This window comes from Rhizobium phaseoli, from assembly GCF_003985125.1.
Lineage (GTDB): Bacteria > Pseudomonadota > Alphaproteobacteria > Rhizobiales > Rhizobiaceae > Rhizobium > Rhizobium phaseoli.
Genome location: NZ_ML133567.1, coordinates 233,541 through 254,888, shown reverse-complemented (window position 1 = coordinate 254,888; position 21,348 = coordinate 233,541). Strand labels below are relative to the sequence as shown.

20 protein-coding genes, 1 tRNA gene and 1 pseudogene are annotated in these 21,348 nt (G+C 61.2%); 12 read left to right on the top strand and 10 right to left on the bottom strand.

Annotation, left to right across the window (positions count from 1 at the left end):
- Window position 1: 1 nt before the first annotated feature.
- The 5 genes from EFD56_RS06870 to EFD56_RS06850 all read right to left on the bottom strand — a co-directional run bounded on the left by EFD56_RS06870 (window position 2) and on the right by EFD56_RS06850 (window position 6,564).
- Window positions 2-1,645 carry an ABC transporter substrate-binding protein gene (locus tag EFD56_RS06870; protein WP_064828697.1) on the bottom strand — a complete coding sequence of 548 codons (1,644 nt, stop codon included), beginning with the start codon at window positions 1,643-1,645 and terminating at the stop codon, window positions 2-4.
- A 101-nt stretch (window positions 1,646-1,746) separates the two neighbouring features.
- Window positions 1,747-2,805: a dipeptidase gene (locus EFD56_RS06865; RefSeq protein ID WP_085743474.1), complete on the bottom strand. Its 1,059-nt coding sequence runs from the start codon at window positions 2,803-2,805 to the stop codon at window positions 1,747-1,749.
- A 159-nt stretch (window positions 2,806-2,964) separates the two neighbouring features.
- Window positions 2,965-3,990, bottom strand: coding sequence for an ABC transporter permease (locus tag EFD56_RS06860; RefSeq protein ID WP_085743473.1), 1,026 nt, complete (start codon window positions 3,988-3,990; stop codon window positions 2,965-2,967).
- Window positions 3,991-4,024: 34 nt separating this feature from the next.
- Window positions 4,025-5,566, bottom strand: coding sequence for a sugar ABC transporter ATP-binding protein (locus EFD56_RS06855; protein WP_085743472.1), 1,542 nt, complete (start codon window positions 5,564-5,566; stop codon window positions 4,025-4,027).
- 68 nt (window positions 5,567-5,634) lie between these two features.
- Window positions 5,635-6,564 carry a sugar ABC transporter substrate-binding protein gene (locus EFD56_RS06850; protein WP_012485567.1) on the bottom strand — a complete coding sequence of 310 codons (930 nt, stop codon included), beginning with the start codon at window positions 6,562-6,564 and terminating at the stop codon, window positions 5,635-5,637.
- 363 nt (window positions 6,565-6,927) lie between these two features.
- Between EFD56_RS06850 and EFD56_RS06845 the strand changes: the two genes are divergently transcribed.
- The gene (locus EFD56_RS06845; protein ID WP_064828693.1) at window positions 6,928-7,425 is read left to right on the top strand and encodes a DUF1993 domain-containing protein; all 498 of its coding nucleotides are present in this window, start codon (window positions 6,928-6,930) and stop codon (window positions 7,423-7,425) included.
- A 26-nt stretch (window positions 7,426-7,451) separates the two neighbouring features.
- Here EFD56_RS06845 and EFD56_RS06840 read toward each other — a convergent pair whose 3' ends face one another.
- Together EFD56_RS06840 and galE are read right to left on the bottom strand one after the other, a co-directional pair.
- The gene (locus EFD56_RS06840) at window positions 7,452-9,011 is read right to left on the bottom strand and encodes an alkaline phosphatase family protein (protein WP_085743471.1); all 1,560 of its coding nucleotides are present in this window, start codon (window positions 9,009-9,011) and stop codon (window positions 7,452-7,454) included.
- Window positions 8,989-9,972: a UDP-glucose 4-epimerase GalE gene (gene galE, locus EFD56_RS06835; protein WP_085743470.1), complete on the bottom strand. Its 984-nt coding sequence runs from the start codon at window positions 9,970-9,972 to the stop codon at window positions 8,989-8,991. Before galE ends, EFD56_RS06840 begins: the two co-directional genes overlap by 23 nt.
- A 235-nt stretch (window positions 9,973-10,207) precedes the next feature.
- Between galE and EFD56_RS06830 the strand changes: the two genes are divergently transcribed.
- Window positions 10,208-10,852 (top strand): ThuA domain-containing protein, encoded by a 645-nt coding sequence (locus EFD56_RS06830; RefSeq protein ID WP_126904991.1) that lies wholly within the window; start codon window positions 10,208-10,210, stop codon window positions 10,850-10,852.
- Window positions 10,853-10,916: 64 nt separating this feature from the next.
- On the top strand, window positions 10,917-11,483 hold the full coding sequence (locus EFD56_RS06825; protein WP_126904990.1) for a GNAT family N-acetyltransferase: 567 nt from the start codon (window positions 10,917-10,919) through the stop codon (window positions 11,481-11,483).
- A gap of 26 nt (window positions 11,484-11,509) precedes the next feature.
- Here the strand turns inward: EFD56_RS06825 and EFD56_RS06820 are convergent, their stop codons facing one another.
- Complete coding sequence (locus tag EFD56_RS06820) at window positions 11,510-11,764, bottom strand: DUF2934 domain-containing protein (protein ID WP_126904989.1); 255 nt, start codon at window positions 11,762-11,764, stop codon at window positions 11,510-11,512.
- A 238-nt stretch (window positions 11,765-12,002) separates the two neighbouring features.
- Here EFD56_RS06820 and EFD56_RS06815 point away from each other — a divergent pair, with 238 nt between their 5' ends.
- Window positions 12,003-13,439 carry a DUF6880 family protein gene (locus EFD56_RS06815; protein WP_126904988.1) on the top strand — a complete coding sequence of 479 codons (1,437 nt, stop codon included), beginning with the start codon at window positions 12,003-12,005 and terminating at the stop codon, window positions 13,437-13,439.
- 38 nt (window positions 13,440-13,477) lie between these two features.
- Window positions 13,478-14,038: a DsbA family protein gene (locus EFD56_RS06810; RefSeq protein WP_126904987.1), complete on the top strand. Its 561-nt coding sequence runs from the start codon at window positions 13,478-13,480 to the stop codon at window positions 14,036-14,038.
- Window positions 14,039-14,118: 80 nt separating this feature from the next.
- Here EFD56_RS06810 and EFD56_RS06805 read toward each other — a convergent pair.
- A tRNA-Gly gene (locus tag EFD56_RS06805) sits at window positions 14,119-14,193 on the bottom strand.
- Between the two features lie 254 nt (window positions 14,194-14,447).
- Here EFD56_RS06805 and EFD56_RS06800 point away from each other — a divergent pair.
- The 4 genes from EFD56_RS06800 (at window position 14,448) to EFD56_RS06785 (ending at window position 16,948) form a co-directional block, all read left to right on the top strand.
- Entirely contained in the window at window positions 14,448-14,957 is a 510-nt protein-coding gene (locus EFD56_RS06800) for a prolyl-tRNA synthetase associated domain-containing protein (RefSeq protein ID WP_126904986.1), read from the top strand.
- A gap of 55 nt (window positions 14,958-15,012) precedes the next feature.
- Complete coding sequence (gene trxA, locus EFD56_RS06795) at window positions 15,013-15,987, top strand: thioredoxin (RefSeq protein ID WP_016736316.1); 975 nt, start codon at window positions 15,013-15,015, stop codon at window positions 15,985-15,987.
- A 76-nt stretch (window positions 15,988-16,063) separates the two neighbouring features.
- Window positions 16,064-16,750: an LON peptidase substrate-binding domain-containing protein gene (locus EFD56_RS06790; protein WP_206513411.1), complete on the top strand. Its 687-nt coding sequence runs from the start codon at window positions 16,064-16,066 to the stop codon at window positions 16,748-16,750.
- Window positions 16,751-16,759: 9 nt separating this feature from the next.
- The gene (locus tag EFD56_RS06785) at window positions 16,760-16,948 is read left to right on the top strand and encodes a Trm112 family protein (RefSeq protein ID WP_010034724.1); all 189 of its coding nucleotides are present in this window, start codon (window positions 16,760-16,762) and stop codon (window positions 16,946-16,948) included.
- A gap of 81 nt (window positions 16,949-17,029) precedes the next feature.
- Here the strand turns inward: EFD56_RS06785 and EFD56_RS06780 are convergent, their stop codons facing one another.
- Window positions 17,030-18,244 (bottom strand): ubiquinone biosynthesis hydroxylase, encoded by a 1,215-nt coding sequence (locus EFD56_RS06780; protein WP_126904984.1) that lies wholly within the window; start codon window positions 18,242-18,244, stop codon window positions 17,030-17,032.
- 84 nt (window positions 18,245-18,328) lie between these two features.
- Between EFD56_RS06780 and tesB the strand changes: the two are divergent.
- The 3 genes and pseudogenes from tesB (at window position 18,329) to EFD56_RS06765 (ending at window position 21,228) form a co-directional block, all read left to right on the top strand.
- Window positions 18,329-19,211 (top strand): annotated as a pseudogene (gene tesB, locus EFD56_RS06775) (acyl-CoA thioesterase II).
- A 210-nt stretch (window positions 19,212-19,421) separates the two neighbouring features.
- Entirely contained in the window at window positions 19,422-19,772 is a 351-nt protein-coding gene (locus EFD56_RS06770; RefSeq protein ID WP_003543684.1) for a P-II family nitrogen regulator, read from the top strand.
- Between the two features lie 25 nt (window positions 19,773-19,797).
- Entirely contained in the window at window positions 19,798-21,228 is a 1,431-nt protein-coding gene (locus tag EFD56_RS06765) for an ammonium transporter (protein ID WP_126904983.1), read from the top strand.
- Window positions 21,229-21,348: the final 120 nt, after the last annotated feature.

Below are 21,348 nucleotides of genomic sequence, written 5' to 3'. Positions count from 1 at the left end.
ATCATTCCTTGGCGATCGGCCCGACGAAATTGGTATCGAAGCTCGGACCCAGCTTGAAGTCCTTCAGGTTCTTGCGATAGCCGGCCACCTCGGTCTGCTGGAAGATGATGACGAAGGGGCTGTTGGCGAGGAACTTCTTCTGGATATCCTCGTACATGGCAGCGCGCTTCTCACCGTCGCGCTCGAGCAGCGCGGCCTTGGTTTGCTTGTCGAGTTCCGGCGCTTCCCAGGTGTTGCGCCAGGCGAGCGTCTTCACCGTGCCGGCATCGGAATTGTCGGGGTTGCTGGTGAAGGTGTCGGCATTGGAATTCGGGTCGAAATAGTCCGAGCCCCAGTTGCCGATATAGATGTCGTGGGTGCGGGCGCGATATTTGGTCAGCGTCTGCTTGCCGTCGCCCGGGATGATTTCCAGCTTTACGCCAGCCTGCGCCAGCGTTTGCTGCATGGATTCAGCGATACCGGTCACCGGCTGCGTGTTGCGCACGTCCATGGTCACGGAAAAGCCGTCCGGCACGCCGGCCTTGGCAAGCAGCTCCTTGGCCTTGGCGACATCGAGCTTGTAGGGGTTTTCATCAAGCGCGCCGAGCTGGCCCTTCGGCAGGAAGGTCTGGTGGATCTCGCCGATGCCCTTGATCAGCGTTGCGCCGATCGCATCGTAGTCGACCAGATATTTGAAGGCCTCCTGGACTTCCGGCTTCTTCAGGTTCTCGTTCTTGCTGTTCAGGCTGACGTAGTAAATCGTGCCCTTCGGCGCGCTGGTCGTCGCGAGATCGGCGTTCTTGGAAAGGGCGTCGATGTCGCCCGGCTCGAGATTGCGGGCAATGTCGATATCGCCAGCTTCGAGCGCCAGCCGCTGGGCCGAGCTTTCCTTCATGTAGCGGTAGATGACGCGATTGAGCTTCGGCTTGTCGCCGTAATAATTGTCGTTGCGCTCCAGCACGACGACTTCGTTGGCTCGCCATTCGCGCAGCTTGAAGGCGCCGGAACCGGCATAGCCGGTTTTCAGCCACTCATTGCCGAAATCATTGTCGTATTTGTGCTCGGCATCCGGCGTTACCGCCTTCACATGCTCCTGCACGAGCTTTTTGTCGACCACGGAGGCGACTGTCGCCGTCAAACAGTTGAGCACGAAGCTCGGCGCATAGGCCTTGTCGACCGTGAAGACGAATGTATTGGCATCGGCCGCCTTGGCCTTTTCGGTGACATTGTCGCCGGTCAGACCGAATTGGGTCAGGATGAAGGCCGGGCTCTTGTCGAGCTTGACGGCGCGCTCGAACGACCATGCCACGTCTTCAGCGGTAACAGGATTTCCCGATGCGAATTTGAGGCCTGGCTTCAGCTTGAACGTATAGGTGAGGCCGTCATCCGAAACGCTCCAGCTCTCGGCAAGATCGCCCTTCACCTTGGATGTGTCGGCGAGATCGAGGCGGACGAGCAGGCTGTAGCTGTTGCTGGTGATCTCTGCGGTCGAAAGCTCGAAAGCCTCGCCGGGATCCATCGTGATGATGTCGTCAATGGCAAAACCCTCGACAAGCGTGTCTTTGGGCGTTTCGGCGAAGGCGGCAGGTGCCGCCATCATCAGGAGCGAAAGAGCGGCTCCCGCGGAAAGCAGGCGGAAATTGCGGCTGAGCTTGGTGATCATCATGGTCTGTTCCCCTGTTCTTGATTGATTACGAAGCGTTTTGTCGATTCATGTCCGATTAAAACTATTGTTCGCTGTCAGCGCGTCCAGAGGCGGGCTGCACTTTAGGCGTACTCCTCCCGCCAGGCTTGTGCGAGAATGCGAAGCCAATTTTCACGGGCAAGTTTCGTGAGATCCGCCTCACCATAACCAGCCTCCCTGAGAGCGGCAATCAGCTTCTGGTTGCCTGACGCATCGCCGATTTCGTCAGGGATCGTGGCGCCGTCGAAGTCCGATCCGAGCGCCACGCAATCGATGCCGATGCGGTTCACGAGATAGTCGATGTGACGGATCATGTCGGCCATCGGCGTATCGCTGTCCGAGCGGCCGTCTGGGCGCAGCATGGCGGTGGCATAATTGATGCCGACGAGACCGCCGCTTTCGCGGATCGCATCGAGCTGCCTGTCCGTCAGGTTGCGCGCGACCGGCGTCAGCGCATGGGCATTGGAGTGGCTGGCGACCAGCGGCTGATCCGTCGTCTTCGCCACGTCCCAGAAGCCCTTTTCGGTGATATGGGCAAGGTCGATCAGGATGCCGAGGCGATTGCATTCCCGCACCAGCGCAAAACCGGCATCGGTGAGACCCGGCCCGGTGTCCGGTGACATCGGGAAGGCGAAGGGCACACCATGGCCGAAGACATTGTGCCGGCTCCAGACCGGCCCCAGCGATCGCAGCCCCGCCGCGCAGAAGACCTCGAGCGCCGACAGGTCGGCGCCGATCGCCTCACAGCCTTCCATGTGCAGGACAGCGGCGAAAACATCCTCGGCCATGGCGCCGCGGATGTCCTTGACCGTGCGGCAGAGACGCCAGGCGCCGGCCTGGTCGAGCCGCAGCGCGATCGCCGCCATTTCGGTGGCGATGGCAAGCGACGGAAGTGGATCAAGCGGGGCAGCCATCGGCGTGACATAACGACCGTCTGCATCCGGATCGGCGAAGACGAGATCGCCCGAGGGAATATAGATGGCGCAGAGACCACCGGAAAGACCGCCCGCTTTCGCCCGACGCGCATCGATATGGCCGAGAGTCGTGCCGTCCGCAAATTCCGCGATAGGGTCGCTGCCGTCTTTTGAATGTGTCCAGAGTCGAAGGAGAACGTCGTTGTGACCGTCAAATACGAATTGCATCTGTTTTCCTGCGCGGCCCCGAGGCGGGCGAATGAAGTAGCCAGAATAGAAAAGCTGACGGAATTCGCCATCTCTTTTTTTTTGAATATCGGCCATCGGCGCCAAAACGCAAAACGGGGGCCGAAGCCCCCGTAAAATCTTCAATGAAACCGGCCGAGATCAGTGCTTGCGGCGCTTCTTCTGTCTGTAGACGTCGATGACGACAGCCGCGACGATGATGAAGCCTTTGACGATCTCCTGGTAATAGGCGTCGATCCTCAGGAAGGTGAAGCCCGATGTCATGACGCCGAGGATGATGGTGCCGATGACGGTGCCGGTGATGCGGCCGACGCCGCCGGTGAGCGAAGTGCCGCCGATGACGGTCGCGGCAATCGCATCGAGTTCATATCCGACACCCATGCTTGCCTGCGCGGTTTCCGCGCGTGCCGCCGTGACGATGCCGGCAAGGCCGGCAAGCAATCCGGCGATCACATAGACCTTGACGAGATGCGCCTCGATGTTGATGCCGGAGACGCGCGCCGCCTGCGGGTTGGCGCCGATGGCATAGGTGAACTTTCCGTAGCGTGTGTAGCGCAGCGCAATATGGAAGATCAGCGCCACGACCAGGAAGACGACGACGGGCCAGGCCTTGGTTCCGATGAAGTGAAACTGCTCGGTGATCCCGGACACCGGCTGTCCCTTGGTATACCACTTCGCGACGCCGCGGGCCGACACGAACATGCCGAGCGTTGCGATGAAGGGCGGGATCTTCGTGTAGGCGATGAGGGCGCCGTTCGCCAGGCCCGCAGCCGCTCCGATCATCAGGCCGATCATGATCGGCACGAGCGCCGGCAGGTCGGTCAGAGAGGGGAACACGGCCCGTCCCCAAGTCGATGATTGCGCGAAGCTCGTCGCAATCATCGCTGTCATGCCGACGACGGAGCCGGATGAAAGATCGATGCCGCCGGTGATGATGACCTGCGTGACGCCGACGGCGATGATGCCGATGACCGAGACCTGAAGGATCATGATCGTCAGGCGCTGCGAATTCATCAGGAAGCTTTGCCCGATGAACATCCAGCCAAGCGCTTCATAGATCAGCGCGATGCCGACGAGCACGAGGAAAATGCTGAGCTCAGTCGGTAGGCGGCGGCGCCTTTGCCGGGTTGCGAGCGGAGCCGCACCCTCTGCTGCCTTGGTACTCATGTTAAACCTCCCTTGGGCGATTGCAGACCGCGAATCACTGCGCAGCCAGCTCCATCACCTTGATCTGCGTTGCTTCATCGCGATTGAGGAAACCGGTGACGCGGCCCTCGTGCATGACCATGATGCGGTCGCTCATCCCGAGCACCTCGGGCATCTCGGACGAGATCATGATTACCGCTACGCCGTTTCGCGCCATTTCCGTGACCAGCCGGTGGATTTCCGCCTTGGCGCCGACATCGATGCCGCGCGTCGGCTCGTCGAGGATGAGGATCCGCGGATTGGTGAGCAGCCAGCGGCCGATCAGCACCTTCTGCTGGTTGCCGCCGGAAAGATTTTCTACCCGCTCGTAGAGATTGGGCGTTTTCACCCGCAGCTTCTTTGCCATATCTTCGCAGGTCGCCTCGATGGCGCCCTGCTGCACGAAGCCGCCCTTGACATATCTGTCCTGCAGCACGGCAATCTGCATGTTCTCGAGAATATCGAGGATCAGCAGACAGCCGGTATCCTTGCGGTCCTCGGTCAGGAACGCCATCTGGTGACGAATGGCCTCGGTCGGCGAAGAAATCGTCACCGGTTTTCCGTAGAGTTCGATCGAGCCGGAGCTTGCCGGCGTCACGCCGAAGAGCGTTTCGGCGACATTCGAACGACCGGAACCGACCAGACCGGCCACGCCGAGGATCTCGCCCGCCCTTACCTCGAAGGAGACGTTCTTGAAGACGCCGTTGAGGCAGAGATCCTTGACCGAAAGCATCACCTCGCCGATCGGCACCTCTTCCTTGGGGAACATCTGGGTGATCTCGCGCCCGACCATCATGCGGATGATATCGTCGCGGGTGACGTCGGTCGAAGCGTGCGTGCCGATATAGCGACCATCGCGGAACACCGAAAACTCGTCGGCGATCTCGAAAAGCTCGTTCATCTTGTGGGTGATATAGACGATGCCGATACCCTGCGCCCTGAGGTCGCGGATAATGCGGAAAAGGTGCTCGACCTCGCGCTCGGTCAGCGCCGAAGTCGGCTCGTCCATGATCAGCACGTCGGAATTATAGGAAACCGCCTTGGCGATCTCGACCATTTGCCGGTTGGCAACCGACAGGTACCGGACCTCGATATCGGGATCGATGTCGATATTCAGCCGGGCAAACAGCTCTTCGGTCATCCGGTGCATGACGCCGTGATCGACGAAGCCGAAGCGATTCTTCGGTTCGCGGCGGATCCAGATATTTTCGGCAACCGTCATGAACGGCATCAGGTTCAGTTCCTGATGGATCATCGCAATGCCGTTCTCCAGCGCGTCAAGCGGAGATTTCAGCTGGATCTCGATGCCCTTCAGGCGGATATCGCCTTTATCCGGTATGTAGATGCCGGCGAGGATCTTCATCAGCGTCGATTTGCCGGCGCCGTTTTCGCCCATCAGCGCATGCACGGAGGCGCGCTTCAGCCGGAACTGCACGTCATCGAGCGCGACGACCCCAGGAAATTCCTTGCGAACACCTTCGGCGCTCAGCAGATATTCCGCATTCGGAACTGCGCCGCTTGCGCGAACGGCTGCCATGGTTGTCGGGCTGACGGCCATATCATCTCCTCCGGATACGGGCAGGCGGAAAGGATGCGGGTTTTGCCCGCATCCTGTTGGCGTTCGCCTCAGTTCTTGGTGACGAAGTCCTTGACGTTTTCAGGCGTGACGAGCTGGAAGGGAATATAAACCTTCTTCTCGGTCTTTTCGCCCTTGGCGATCTTCAGCGCGGTGTCGAGAGCGCCCTTGCCCTGACCGGCGGCATCCTGGAACACGGTCACGTCGAGATCGCCGGCCTGCATGGCGGCAAGCGCGTCCTGCGTGGCGTCGACGCCGCCGATGACGACCTTGCTCATATCCTTACCGGCTGCCTTCAGCGCCTGGATGGCGCCGATTGCCATTTCGTCATTGTTGGAGATGACGGCGTCGAATTCGATGCCGCTGGAGAGCCAGTTGGTCATCAGGTCGGCGCCCTGGGTGCGGTCCCAGTTGGCTGTCTGCTCTTCGACGATCTCCAGGCCCTTGCATTCATCAGTCTTGATGACGTCATGAACGTCCTGGGTGCGCATGCGCGCAGCCTGGTTGGAAAGCTCGCCCATGATGACGACAGCCTTGCCCTTGCCGCCGAGAATGCGGCAGATTTCCTTGGTTTCCAGCGTGCCGGATTCCTGCTCGTTGGATGCAACGAAGGCCTGCTTTTCCGGCAGCGTGTCGACGTTGACCGGCTGGCGATTGACGTAGACCAGCGGGATGCCGGCATCGGCGGCAAGCTTCGACATGGCCGTCGTCGCGTCGGTATCGACAGGGTTGACGATGATTGCATCGACCTTGGAGGCGATGAAATTCTGGATCTGGCTCTGCTGCTTGGAAACGTCGTTCTGAGCGTCCTCGACCTGCAGCGTCACACCGCTCAGTGTCTTGGCATAATCGGTCATGCCGTTGCGCAGAACGGTCAGAAAGTTGTCGTCGAACTTCGCCATCGAGACGCCGACGGTTTCCGCGTGAGCGGCCGCCGACATGACGAGCGCCATCGCAGTGCCCAGGATAAACTTTTTCATTGTACTTCCTCCACAAACGGTGCCCGGCTGCACCCTCCTCACGCCGGAGCCCCAGGCATTTGCCCTGAAGCCGCAATTTGCTGCGCCGCCTCTCCCGCGGCGTCCCGTAAAACGGAACAAACAAACCGTAAAATTTGTCCTGCGGAATATTCATTCCATTTTCCTGCAGCGACGTCAAGTCTCTTTCGCCGCAAGAAAGCGATGGGCGTGCTGCGATGGCGGGGCCAGCAAAGCCTTTCGCTGCATTGTCAAAGGCGGCGGGAATATCCATCTATCCGAAGCCGAAGGCACGCTTACGGCGGCAGGCGCTCTCGGCTCTCTTATTGCTGCCCCGACCATTTTGAAGATTTGGAGATAGGACACATGTCCGTTTCGATGTATCGCCTCACCGTCCCCATGTTCCAGCGCGGCCTCGCCAGCCTCAAAACCTACCTCGACAAGGCGGAGGCCTATGCGAAGGAGAAGAATTTCGATCCCGCCGTCCTGGTCGCCGCCCGCCTTGCGCCCGACATGCTGCCGCTTTCCGGCCAGTATCAGCGCGCCAGCGACAGCGCCAAATTCACCCTCGCTCGGCTGACCGGCACGGACGCCCCGAAATTCGAAGACAATGAGAAGACGTTCGACGAGTTGCGCGAGCGCCTGGCAAAGACCGAAGCCTATCTCGCCACATTTTCGGTGCAGGCGCTGGAAGGCGTGGAAGGCCGGCAGATCACCTTGCCCGGCAACAGCGGTATCGTGCTCCCGGGTGACGAATATGTCGCGACCTTCGCGCTGCCGAACTTCTATTTCCACGTCGCCACCGCTCACGCCATCCTGCGCAACCAGGGCGCGCCGATCGGCAAGCGCGATTATCTCGGCTAATTCAGGCCATCCCCGGCAAAGCTCGATCAGGGCCGGCGCGTCACCGGCCCTTTTTCCGTCAGCTCGGTATGGGCCAGCGTCTGATCCAGATGCTGCGCTCTCAGCGACAGCAGCTTCTCGGCATATTCAAGCCGGACGGCCGCATAGGCCGGATCGGACGCGACATTGTCGAGCTCCATCGGATCGTCGCGCAGATTGAAGAGCAGCGGCGGCAGTGCGGTAAAATGCACATATTTGAACCGTGCATCGCGGATTACCGCGAGATTGCATTGGTTGGACCTCAGCCCGAAATGCCGTTCCGCTTCGCAGGCGGCGATATCGCGGAAATCGAATTCCCAGAATGCCATATCCCGCCATCCCGGCTCACTTCCGCCGTTGACGAACGGCATGAGCGAGCGGCCGTCGAGGCCGTTTTTTGCCTCGACGCCGAGCTTTTCGCATAATGTCGGAAAAATATCCGCAGCGCTGGTGAATTCGTCGACGATCCCGCCGACGGCACTGCTTGCGGGATCGCGAATGACAAGCGGAACATGATAGCTGCCGTCGAAGAAGCCGCCCTTGCCGAGCGTCCAGTGATCGCCCGCCATCTCGGCGTGATCGGACGTGAAGACGATAAGCGTATTCTCCCAGGCATCCGCATCTTTCAGCGCCTGCCAGATGCGGCCGAGCTGCGCGTCAACCTCAGAGATCATGCCGTAGTAGATCGCCCGGATCGCAGCGAAATCCTCGCCATTCCAGCCGCTGAGCGGCCCGGTGGCGCCGTGAATGAAATTGCCCTTGCCGGTGCGCGGCATGGCATAAGCGAGATAGGGATGACTTTCCTCTTCCGCTTGGGCGTTTGCCGCGCGCGCAAAAGCCGGTCCGTCGCCCGGCCCGAACATCCGGTTGAACGGCTCCGGCACGGAAAACGGCGGATGCGGACGCAAAAAAGAGACATGCGCGCACCACGGCCCGTCCTGCTCGCCCATCCAGCGGATGAATTCGCCGGCCAGGAACGCGGTCTGGGTCTCGTCGCGGGAATAGGCCGGCGCCGCGTTGGAAATTTCACCGGCTTGCGCACCGACCGGAATATGGATGTCGCGGTTGACGGCATCGGCATGGCCGCGGGACCTCAGCCAGGAGAGCCATTGTCTTTCATGCTCGGGCAGAAGCTGGCGGACCGTAAAGCCAGGCAATACGCCTTCATAGGTCGTCAAATGCGGATCGCCGGCATCCATACCGCGCGGATCGGGCGCCGTGTCGGTATAGCCGAACAGCGTCGGATCGTATCCCGCCCGCCGCGCCGCCAGCGCCAGATTGTCGAAGCGGGCGTCGAGCGGCGAGCCGTTGCGGCAGACCCGGTGGTTCATCTGGTAAAGGCCGGTATAGAGGGTCGCCCGCGCCGGCGAGCAGGGTGCCGCCCCGGCATAGTGCCGCCGGAACAGCGTGCCCTCGTGTGCCAAGGCATCGACATTCGGCGTTTTCACGCAAGCATGACCGGCAGAAGACAGGCAGTCGCCGCGCCACTGGTCCGCGGTGATCAGCAGAATGTTCGGTCGGCGGTCGCTCTTGATTCGAGCTGGCTCAATGCTGGTTGGATCGTGCATGCCAGTTCCAGGCGGAGCGGATGATCGCGGACAGATCATATTGCGGCACCCAGCCGAGCACGTCGCGCGCCTTGTCGTTATTGGCGACCAGGGTGTGCGAATCGCCCTCGCGACGGCCGATATATTCGACCGGGAACGGCCGGTTCGACACCTCCTCGATCGCGCCGAGCAATTCCTTGACCGTCGTACCGGTGCCGGTGCCGAGGTTGAGCGCGACGGACTCTCCGCCCTTCAAGAGATATTCGACGGCGCGCACATGCGCGTCGGCAAGATCCAGCACATGGATATAGTCGCGCACGCAGGTGCCGTCGCGCGTCTCATAATCGCTGCCGAACACCTTGAAGCCCTGACGGCGGCCGAGTGCCGCGTCGATCGCCAGCGGGATCGCATGCGTCTCCGGCTGGTGCCATTCGCCGATGCGGCCTTCGAAATCGGCGCCGGCGGCGTTGAAATAACGCAGCACCACCGAGCGCAGGCTCTTATACTGATCGTAATCGGCAAGCGCCTGTTCGACGATATGTTTCGTCCGCCCATAGGGGTTGATCGGCAGCTGCCGGTGCGTCTCGTCAAGCGGCACGCTTTGCGGCAGGCCGTAAGTGGCGCAGGTGGAGGAGAAGACGAAGGCGTTGATGCCGGCGGCCTGTGCCGCCGAAAGCAGCGTCAGGGTGCCGATCACATTGTTCTCATAGAAGGAAACCGGATCCTTGACCGATTCGCCGACCTCGATCAGCGCCGCGAAATGCAGGATCGCCGCCGGCCTATGCTTGGCGAGCACCTCGTCCAGCCGGGCGCGATCGCGAATATCGCCTTCCTCGGCCGGCCCCCATTTGACGAACTCGCGATGGCCGTTGGAAAAATTATCGAAGACGACAGGCTTGTAGCCCTTGTTCGCCAGGTCGAGGCACGTATGCGAGCCGATATAACCGGCGCCGCCGACCACAAGAATCGTTTCACCTGCCATGCACCACCCTTGTTGTTCTTGAAAGACGGGAGAAACCTAGACGAGAAGCACGGCAATAAAAAGAAGGAACTGCGACAGGCGTCAATGGGCAACGGGTCCAATGTCGAACCACCCGGCACTCGGGCGATTGTGCCGGATCGGCGGTTCGTGAATTATTCGCGTGATTTGCGTAACCGCCCGTTTTAAGGGGCTTTCACCACCATGTGTCCGCAGCAATCAGCCAGGGAGCGCGTGAATGAGGAAGGCATTGGTCGTCTGGGGCGGCTGGCAGGGTCACGAGCCGGAGCAATGCGCCCATATCGTCGCCGATCTCCTGCGCGAAGACGGCTTTGCGGTCGAGGTGACCGGCGATCTCGGCATATTCGGATCTCCGACGCTCGCGAAAGCCGATCTGCTGGTGCCGATCATCACTGGCGAAAAGCTTGAGAAGGATCATGCCCTTGGCCTGGTCGAAGCGGTGCGCGGCGGGCTCGGGCTTGCCGGCCATCACGGGGCGCTTGCCACCTCCTTCAAGGAAAGCGCGCCTTTCCGCTATGTCTCCGGCGTCACCTGGGTCGCCCATCCCGGCAACATTATCGACTTCCGCGTCGCGGTCACCCGCCAGGACGATCCTGTTATGGAGGGCATTCCCGACTTCGACTACCGGTCGGAGCAATATTATCTGCATTACGATCCCACGGTCGAAATCCTGGCGACCACCACCTTCACCGGAGCATATGATCCGGCGGCCCGCAATGTCGTGATGCCTGTTGTCTTCAAGCGCCATTTCGGCGCCGGCCGTATCTTCTATTCCGCTCTCGGCCATGTCGCGGCCGAATTCGACCATCCCTACATGCCGCTGATCCTGCGGCGCGGCCTCGGCTGGGCCGCCCGCCAGTAGATTTGGGCGAGGCCTCAAAGGACGGCCGCTTGCCGGTCGCCCGCCCGCGCCATAACTTGCCGGCATGCCGGATCGTTTCTCTTTCGTCCTCGCCACCGCCGATCGCCTGACCGATATCGAATCGGTCTTCGACGATTGTGCGGGCGGGCGGAATTGCCGCTGCGCCTACTGGTATCTTCCAAATGCCGATTACAAGGCGGGATGGGGTGAGGGAAATCGCAGCTGGTTTCGGGATCTTGTCACCCAGCCGCGTCCGCCGGGCATTCTCGGCTATCACGACGACGAGCCGGCCGGATGGTGCGGTGTGGCGCCGCGCGCGGTGTTCGACCGGCTGCGCCGGTCAAAACCCTTCGCTCCGGTTGATGACAGGCCGGTCTGGTCGATCAACTGCTTCATCGTCCGCAAACCGTTCCGGCGCCAGGGCCTGTCTCGCCTGCTTTTGAAACATGCCGTCGAATTTGCAAGGAGGAATGGGGCCGAATGCCTCGAGGCCTATCCCGTCGATCAGCGCCGCGCGGCGGGAACGGGCGACCTTTACCCGGGCACACTTTCGATATTTCTCGACGCCGATTTTGCCGAAGTGGCAAGACGTCTGCCCACAAGACCGATCGTCCGTCTGGACTGCCGCTGACTATCTTGGCTGTGCGGAATTGGGGTCTAACGGGCCGCCTTGATCTGCCGGTCGTTGTCGACGCCGGGGGCCGCCTCATCATAGACCCGCATCAGCCGCCCGGCTGCCTTCAGCTTCTCGATGAGATCGTTTCCGTCGGGCGAGGCCTTCGTCAGTTCCAGCTGCTCGAATTCCTTGAGCGCCTGCGCCCAATGGCTTTCCCCACGCCCTTCCGGCCTGCCTTCCAATTCCCACAGCGAATAAGCGCGCTGGCTGACCCAGGCGTCTTTATTGTGACTCATAATCAACCCCAGCGAGAAATTTGGAAAAAATATTCGACAGGCAACAAGGTGCCAAAACCGGCTTTAGGAGTCGTTACGAGGCAGCGTTAGTTTTTAGCTAACGGCCATGATTCGGCGAGACTAACCGCCGATAAAGTCATACGAATTCGCGGTACGATATAGCTGCCTCTCCTCGCTTGGCAGCTTGGACTGATTTGAATACCGAGTTAGGGTCGGCGCGAAACGACAGCGGTGACCTATGGCAGCAAAGACGACTCTCAACGCGAAAAACCTGGAGGCGCTCGGTGCGCAGCGCCTCGCCGAACTGCTAATCGAGATCAGCACCGGCAGCGCCGCCCATAAACGGCGACTTCGCATGGAGCTGGCCGGCAATCAGGGCAGCACCGAGGTCGCGCGTGAAATCCGCAAGCGCCTCGGCAGCATCGCACGAGCGCAGAGCGTCATCGAATGGCATAAAGTAAAGGCCGTCAACGCCGACCTCGAAACGCAGCGATCCGCCATCGTTACCGTCGTGGCCGCCGACGATCCGAAGGAGGCGTTCGATCTCATCTGGCAATTCCTTGCCGTTGCCGATTCGATATTCCACCGATCCAACAGCAGCGACATCGCCTTCATCGAGACGTTCCATCAGGCATGCGCCGATGCCGCCGTCATCGCCAGGTCCGCGGGGATCGGTATCGATGTCCTTGCCGACAAGGTCTTCACCGCGTTGCAGGATAACGACCACGGCCAATATGACCCGCTGATCGCCGAGATGGTTCCGGCGCTGGGCAAGGACGGTCTGGAACGTTTGAAGAGCCTACTGATGCAATGGTCGAACGAACAGGAGGAGAAGCCTGCCGAGGCCGAGCGGGAGATATTCGGCTGGGGCGGCAACGGGCCGATCTACAAGGACGAGATCTACGCCAACCATCGGCGACTGACGGCGCGCATCGCCCTGCAGGACATTGCCGATGCCCAGGATGATGTCGATGCCTTCATCGCCCACCAGCCGGAGGAAACCTTAAGGGCGCCGACGGTCGCGGCGGAGATCGCCGGCCGCTTGCTTTCGGCGGGACGCGCCGAGGAGGCGTTGAGGATTTTGGATGGCATCGATCAGCGGGGGTGGTTCGAACTGCCTTTTGAATGGCAGCGCGCCCGCGCAGAAGCGCTCGACGCGCTCGGACGGGGAGAGGAAGCGCAGGCCTATCGATGGCAATGCTTCGAGCAGTCGCTGAATGGGGAGCACCTTCGCGCTTTCCTGCGAAAGCTCGCCGACTTCGACGACATCGAGGCTGAGGAGAAAGCATTCGCCTTCGCACACGGTTTTCCCGATGTTCATCGAGCCCTTGCCTTTTTCCTCGCCTGGCCGGCAGCTGCCGAGGCAGCCAAACTCGTCTCCAAGCGCCAGGCGGAACTCGATGGCAACCTCTACGAGCTGATGACGCCGGCCGCCGAAATGCTGCAGGAGAAACACCCGCTCGCGGCAACCATGCTGCTGCGGTCGATGATCGGCTTCGCTCTCGATTACGGCCGATCCAGCCGTTACAGGCATGCCGCGCGCCATCTGGCGGAGTGCGCATCGCTCGCACCTCACATCGACGATTTCGGCAATGCCCGGCCTCACGACGCCTATGTCGCCGAGTTGAAGCGTCAACACGGAAAGAAGCATGGTTTTTGGAGCTTGATTCGTTAACCGAATAGCCGATTTCACGAAACGGAAAGGAGATCGTTATGACCGAAACTTCGTGGCACGCGGATCCGCTGCGCTGGGGCAATGGCCCGCGCATCTTCGAAGTCTTCCTCGAGCCGACCGATCCTTATTCTGCCAAGGCATTCAACAAGCTGGACGCTTTTCTCGAGCAGGCCGGCGAGGAGAAGATCACGGTGAAAATCCGTCTGCAATCGCAGCCCTGGCATATGTATTCCGGCGTGATCGTCCGCTGCATCATCGCAGCTTCGACGCTGGAAGGCGGCAAGGAGACGGCAAAGAAGGTCCTGGCCGCCGTCGCCGCGCATCGGGAGGAATTCGAATTCGATCATCACGCCGGCGGCGCGAACATGGACGCCACACCGAATCAGATCATCGAGCGCCTGGAAGGCTATAGCGGTGTGAAGCTGAAGGACGCTTTCGCAATTGCCGATTTCGACCGGGAGATCAAATGGCACTGCCGCTATGCCCGGCAAAACGGCATCCACGTCTCACCGACCTTTATGATCGACGGGCTGGTGCAGGCGGACGTCAGCAGCGGCGACGAGGTTGCGACTTGGGTGAAAAAGGTGCTGGGTCACTGACAACCCGTTCGGACTGCGGTCTATCATCCATGTCACGGGGACGGGCTACTGATATGTTTTTGGTATGATACTGGGAAAACTGGAGCGGGCGAAGGGATTCGAACCCTCGACCCCAACCTTGGCAAGGTTGTGCTCTACCCCTGAGCTACACCCGCTCAATCCGCATCGGTCCGGGGTAGTCGTTGGACCGTGGGCGCCGCCTCGTGGCGACGGGCGCTATATGGCCTAACGGATTTTCAAATGCAACAGGGAAATGACGAAGAGGCGAAGAAAAATTCGTGCGGTCGCATGAGGCATGCGGAAAGGCCGCAAATGTGGGGGTCGGGCGTCGGTGGCGAAGATTGCCAAATGATGTGGACGGACTTAACCAGGACGCCTCGCTTTTTCCTCGCCACCAATGGATTGCCCGATGCCCGAAAACACCCCCAAGACGAAAGAAGATCTGTTTGCCTTCCTCGACGGGCTCGGCATCGCCCATAAGACGGTCGATCACGCGCCTGTTTTCACCGTGGCCGAATCGGTTGCGCTGCGCGACGAGATCCCCGGCGGCCACACCAAGAATCTCTTCATTAAGGACAAGAAGGACAGGTATTTTCTGCTGACCGTCGAAGAGAATGCCGAGGTCGACCTCAAGCAGGTTCACACCATCATCGGCGGCTCCGGCCGGGTTTCCTTCGGCCGGGCTGAGAAGCTCATGGAGTATCTCGGTGTCATTCCCGGCGCGGTCACCGCCTTCGGCGCGATCAACGATACGGCAGGGAGCGTCACCTTCGTGCTCGATGCCGATCTGATGCGCGAAGAGATCGTCAACTGCCATCCGCTCGCCAACGATGCGACGACCTCGATTGCGAGCGGCGATCTCATCCGTTTCATGGAAGCGACCGGACACAAGCCGCTTGTCTTGAAAGTGACGTCCTGACATACGATTTTAGCGCTACAATGATGCCGGCAGGATCGGCGCGCGGGAGATACCTATGAGCGGCAGCAACAACCCCTATAACGGTTCCTTCGGAAATCAGATGTCGGCAACGGCCAGCTTCGGCGCTCAGGGCGCACCGGCGGCTGCGGCCGGCAGCTACATCACCGACACGACGACGGCGAATTTCGGCAAGGACGTCATCGAGGAATCGCGCAAACAGCCGGTGCTGGTCGATTTCTGGGCGCCCTGGTGCGGGCCGTGCAAGCAGCTGACGCCGGTCCTGGAGAAGGTTGTCAACGAGGCCAAGGGCCGCGTCAGACTGGTCAAGATGAACATCGACGACCATCCCTCGATTGCCGGCCAGCTCGGCATCCAGTCTATCCCCGCCGTCATCGCCTTCGTCAACGGCCGCCCGGCCGACGGTTTCATGGGCGCGGTGCCGGAAAGCCAGATTACTCAGTTCATCGACCGGATCGCCGGACCGGCCGGCGCCGATGAGGCGGCCGAAATCGAGGCCGCCCTGACGGAAGCGTCGGAACTGCTTGCCGCCGGCAACCTCAACGAAGCCGCGCAGCTTTACGGCGCCGTCATGCAGGCTGATCCCGAGAATGCCAAGGCGCTTGCCGGAATGGCCGAATGCATGATCGCCGCAAACCAGCACCAGCGGGCGCGCGAGACACTGACCGATCTGCCCGAGGAGCTCGCTAGAGATGCCGGCATCCAGGCGGTCTTGAAGAAGCTCGACCAGATCGAGGAGGCGCGCAAGCTCGGCGATCCCGTTGCCCTCGAGCGTGAACTGGCCGCCGATCCCGACAATCACGAAGCGCGGCTGAAGCTCGCCAAGATCCTCAATGTCGAAGGCCGGCGCGACGAGGCGGCCGAACATCTGCTTCAGATCATGCGCAAGGACCGAAGCTTCGACGATGACGGCGCGCGCCGCCAGCTGCTGCAGTTCTTCGAGGTCTGGGGTTTCAAGGATCCGGCGACGGTTGCCGCCCGCCGCAAGCTTTCGGCGATGCTGTTCTCCTAAGATTAGAATGTCGGCCCTTGCGTTTTTAAGCGGGGGCACCACATTCTCGTCAGAACGGGCATGCCCGTTTACAAGAATGCGGGACGGTTTCATGCAAGTCGGTAATGCCAGATACCTGAAGCCGGGCGATCTGCCCTATGCGATCGCCGTCTTCCCGCTGCCCGGAGCCCTCCTCCTGCCGGCCGGGCAGCTTCCTCTCAACATCTTCGAGCCGCGCTATTTGGCGATGCTGGATGCAGCGCTTGCCGGAAACCGGCTGATCGGCATGGTGCAGCCGGCGCTCGGCGAACATGAGGACAAGGGCGGCGAGCCCAGTCTTGCCGCCGTCGGCTGCCTCGGGCGAATCACCTCCTTCGCCGAGACCGGCGACGGGCGCTATATCGTGTCGCTGACTGGCGTCTGCCGCTTCCGGCTACTGGAGGAGAAGGTGACCAGCGACCCCTTCCGCACCTTCCGGATCGCGCCTTTCATCGCCGACCTCTCGGCCGAGAACGAGGAGGAGGCGGTCGATCGCACCGCCCTGCTCACCGCCTTCAAGGCCTATCTCGATGCCAACAAGCTGGAAGCCGACTGGGAGAGCGTCGAGCGGGCGAGCAATCTGACGCTGGTCAATTCGCTCGCCATGATGTCGCCGTTCGGACCGGCCGAAAAACAGGCTCTCCTCGAGGCGCCCGATCTCAAGACGCGGGCCGAGACGTTGATCGCCATTACCGAGATCGTGCTGGCGCGGGTCTTCGGTGACTCCGACACGGTTCTGCAGTAAACTTCGGCCATGGACGAAAAACTCAGCCGCGTCGATCCGAAACTGCTGGAGCTCCTGGTCTGCCCGCTCTCCAAGGGCCGGCTTTCCTATGATCGCGAACACAATGAGCTCGTTTCGGAAAAGGCGCGCCTTGCCTATCCGATCCGCGACGGCATTCCGATCATGCTGGTGTCTGAGGCGCGGCGCCTCGACGAATAAAGCAATTCCAGGAAAAGTGAGAAGCGGTTTTCCCAGGCAAAGCGCGGAGCGCTTTTGCAGGGAATTGCGTGAAAACAAAAGTTAAATCGCTTCGCCGGCCAGCAGGCGCGGATTGTCCTTCGCCGTCGTTCCGGCCGCCTGGCCGATGAAGAAGGATTTGAGGCGCGGCAACCGGTCGACAATGCCGAGACCGACATCGCGGGCGACGCGGATCGGCATTGCGTCATTGGAGAAGAGCCGGTTCAGCACGTCGGTCGTCACGCCCATGCGGAAAGTGTCGAAGCGCCGCCAGGTCTGGTAGCGCTCGAGAGTGTTGATCGAGCCGATATCGAGGCCGAGACGATCGGCTTCCACGATGGTTTCGGCCAGCGCCGCCACATCCTTGAAGCCGAGGTTCAAGCCTTGTCCCGAGATCGGATGGATGCCGTGGGCGGCGTCGCCGGCGAGCGCGAAACGCGGGGCGACGAAGGCGCGGGCGAGCGTCAGACCGAGCGGAAAGGCGCGCTTGTCGCCGATCACCTTCAGTGCCCCGAGCTTGTGGCCGAAGCGGCGTTCCAGTTCCTCCTCGAAGACCAGCTCGTCGGCGGCGACCAGACGCTCTGCATCATGCGTGCGCTCGGTCCAGACCAGCGAAGAACGGTTGTTTTTGAGCGGCAGGATGGCGAAGGGGCCGGCCGGCAGGAAATGCTCTTCGGCGCAGCCGTCATGCGATCGCTCGTGCTCGACGGTCGCGACAATGCCGGACTGGCCGTAGTCCCAGGTGACCGTTCTGATGCCGGCGAGATCGCGCAGCTTCGAGCGCACGCCGTCGCAGGCCACCACCAGCCGCGATTGCAGCATACTGCCGTCCGAAAGCGTGACGGTGGCATGGCTGTCCTCAGTTTTGAGCTCCGTCGCGCCAAGTCCGTGGCGGATGTCGATGCCGAGCCGTTCGCAGGCGCCGCGCAGGGCCGCGACCATGGCGACATTGGGGATCATGTGCGCGAAGGGCCGGCCTTCGGCCACTTCGCCGTCGAAGGTGAGGAAAACCGGGCGCACCGGGTCCGAGGTTCTCGAATCGGTGACGATCATCTTGGTAATCGGCTGAGCTTCCGGCTCGATCTCGCTCCAGATGCCGAAGATTTCGAGCATCTTCACGGCGGCGGCGATGACGGCGGAAGCGCGCGCGTCGCTTTTCCACACATGCTCGGGTGCGGCCTCGACCACCGAGACTTTCAGATGCGGGGCTGCCTGCTTGACCGCAACGGCAGCGGAAAGGCCGACATAGCCCCCGCCCACAACCAGCATATCAAGCATCACGCCGCTCCCGTACCTTGTGCCTCAGATGTGATCTATATAGATCATCGCCACTTCACTTCCTACCGCCGGGAGGCATACAAAATGACGCGCGAGACATCAGGGCCTACGGCGATGGAGAGGCTGCTTTCGACACTCGACCTGGAGCCGATCGAGGTCGACATCTTCCGCGGCCGCAGCCCTCAGGCGGGCTGGCAGCGGGTCTTCGGCGGGCAAGTGATCGGCCAGGCGCTGATGGCGGCGCAGCGCACCATCGAGGCGGAGCGTTTCGTCCATTCGCTGCACGCCTATTTCATGCGGCCCGGCGATCCCTCGGTGCCGATCATCTATCAGGTGGAGCGCATCCGCGACGGATCGAGCTTCAATACCAGGCGTGTCGTCGCGATCCAGCACGGCAGGGCGATCTTCGCGCTGTCGGCCTCTTTCCAGCTGGAGGAGCCGGGCTTCGACCACCAGATCGGCATGCCCGAGGTGCAGATGCCGGAGGCGCTGCTCGGAGAGCAGCAGATCAAGGACCAGTATCTCGCGCATGCGCCGGAGGCGATCCGGGCATATTGGCAGCGCGAGCGGCCGATCGAAATCCGCCCTGTCTCGCTGACCCATTATTTCTCCGACAGGAAGCTCGATCCCAGGCAGGACGTCTGGGTGCGGGCGACCGGGCCGGTTCCCGACGATCGGCGCTACCAGGCGGCAGTCCTTGCCTATCTCTCCGACATGACGCTGCTCGACACGTCGCTTTATGCGCATGGTACGTCCATCTTCGATCAGAGCCTGCAGGTGGCGAGCCTTGATCACTCCATGTGGTTCCACAGACCCTGCAAGCTCGACGACTGGCTGCTCTATACGCAGGATAGCCCGTCGGCCTCGGGCGCTCGGGGGCTGCCGCGGAAGTCTTTTTACCCGATCGGGCGTGCTGATCGCCTCCGTCGCTCAGGAGGGCCTGATTCGGAAAAAGGCAAATGATTAAATAGAGTGCATATTTGCAGATTTGCGCATTATTTGTGCGCTTATTGGCCAATCATTTGCCTGTTTATTGGCGCTGTTTCACAAATTCTTTATATTTCAATAAGTTATACCACATCTCGAATCTGGCACGTCCTTTGAATGTATATCGCCGGTCGCTGTTCAGGAACGTCAGCGGCAAGGAGAGTCGGCTCCGCGCCGAGGATAACGAAGGATGGGAAACCAGATGAAAATTGTGATGGCTATTATCAAGCCGTTCAAGCTCGATGAGGTCCGCGAAGCCCTGACGGCGATCGGCATTCAGGGCCTGACCGTGACCGAAGTGAAGGGCTACGGTCGCCAGAAGGGGCATACCGAAATCTATCGCGGCACTGAATACGCCGTCAGCTTCCTGCCGAAGCTCAAGATCGAAATCGCCGTTGCATCGGAACTCGTCGACAGGGCGGTCGAAGCCATCGCGGCGTCTGCCAAGACCGGCCAGATCGGCGACGGCAAGATTTTCGTCTATTCGATCGACCATGCCGTGCGCATCCGTACGGGCGAAACCGATTCAGAAGCGCTGTAAGCGGCAGATCAAGGAGCTTTTTTCAATGTCGACTTCGAAGTTTTCTTCCCCCTTTGCGCTGATCTGCGCAGCAACAGCTGCGCTGATGGCGCCGGTTGTCGCTTTCGCGCAGGAGGCTGCGCCCGCCGCCGCCACTACCGCTGCCGCCGCTCCGGCCTTCACCATGGACAAGGGTGACAATGCCTGGATGCTCATCTCCTCGGCACTCGTCCTGCTGATGACCATCCCCGGCCTTGCGCTGTTCTACGGCGGTCTCGTCCGCGCCAAGAACATGCTGTCCGTGCTGATGCAGGTGTTCATGATCACCGCCGTCGTGGCGCTGCTCTGGGTGACCTACGGCTATTCGCTCGCCTTTACCGACGGCGGCTCGCTGAACAGCTTCGTCGGCGGCTTCTCCAAGGCGTTCCTGGCCGGCGTCAACACCTCGTCGCTCGCCGAAACCTTCTCGAAGGGCGTCGCCATTCCGGAATACACCTTCATCGTCTTCCAGATGACCTTCGCCTGCATCACACCCGGCCTGATCGTCGGCGCATTCGCCGAGCGCGTCAAGTTCTCGGCTGTCATGCTCTTCGTCGTGCTCTGGGTGACCTTCATCTACTTCCCGATGGCGCACATGGTCTGGTTCTGGGGCGGTCCGAGCTCCTACACCTCGCCGGCCGGCCTGATCTTCTCCTACGGCGCAATCGACTTCGCCGGCGGCACGGTCGTTCACATCAATGCCGGTATTGCCGGCCTCGTCGGCGCCATCATGCTCGGCAAGCGTACGGGCTATAAGAAGGAAATCATGGCTCCGCATTCGATGACGCTGACCATGGTCGGCGCCTCGCTGCTCTGGGTCGGCTGGTTCGGCTTCAACGCCGGCTCCAACCTCGAAGCCAATGGCTATGCTTCACTTGCCTTTATCAACACCTTCGTCGCGACGGCTGCCGCCGCGGTGTCCTGGTGCATCGTTGAAAGCCTCGCCCGCGGCAAGGCTTCCATGCTCGGCGGTGCTTCGGGCGCGGTCGCCGGTCTCGTCGCCATCACGCCGGCGGCAGGTTTTGCCGGCCCGATGGGCTCGATCGTTCTCGGCCTGATCGTCTCGCCGGTCTGCTACTTCTTCGTCGACGTCGTGAAGAACAAGTTCAACTACGACGACAGCCTCGACGTCTTCGGCGTGCATTGCGTCGGCGGCATCATCGGCGCTCTCGGCACCGGCATCCTCGTCAACCCGGCGCTGGGCGGCGCAGGCATCGTCGATTATTCGACGGCCGATTTCGCAGCCTCCTATGCCGGCACGGCAACCCAGGTGCTCGCTCAGGCCAAGGGCGTGCTCACGACGCTGCTGTGGTCGGGCATCGGCTCGGCGATCCTCTACAAGATCGTCGACGTCGTCGTCGGCCTGCGCGTCACGGTCGAGGCCGAGCGCGAAGGTCTCGACCTCTCGACCCACGGCGAAGCCGCCTACCACTCGTAACATCGGCTTTGCGGCGCCCGGCTCAAGGGCGCCGCTCCACGGCCCGTCGCGGCCTATCTAACCATAAGCCGCATTTGGCCCGGACCTTCCAAGGTTCGGGCTTTTTTCTTTTTCTGGGCT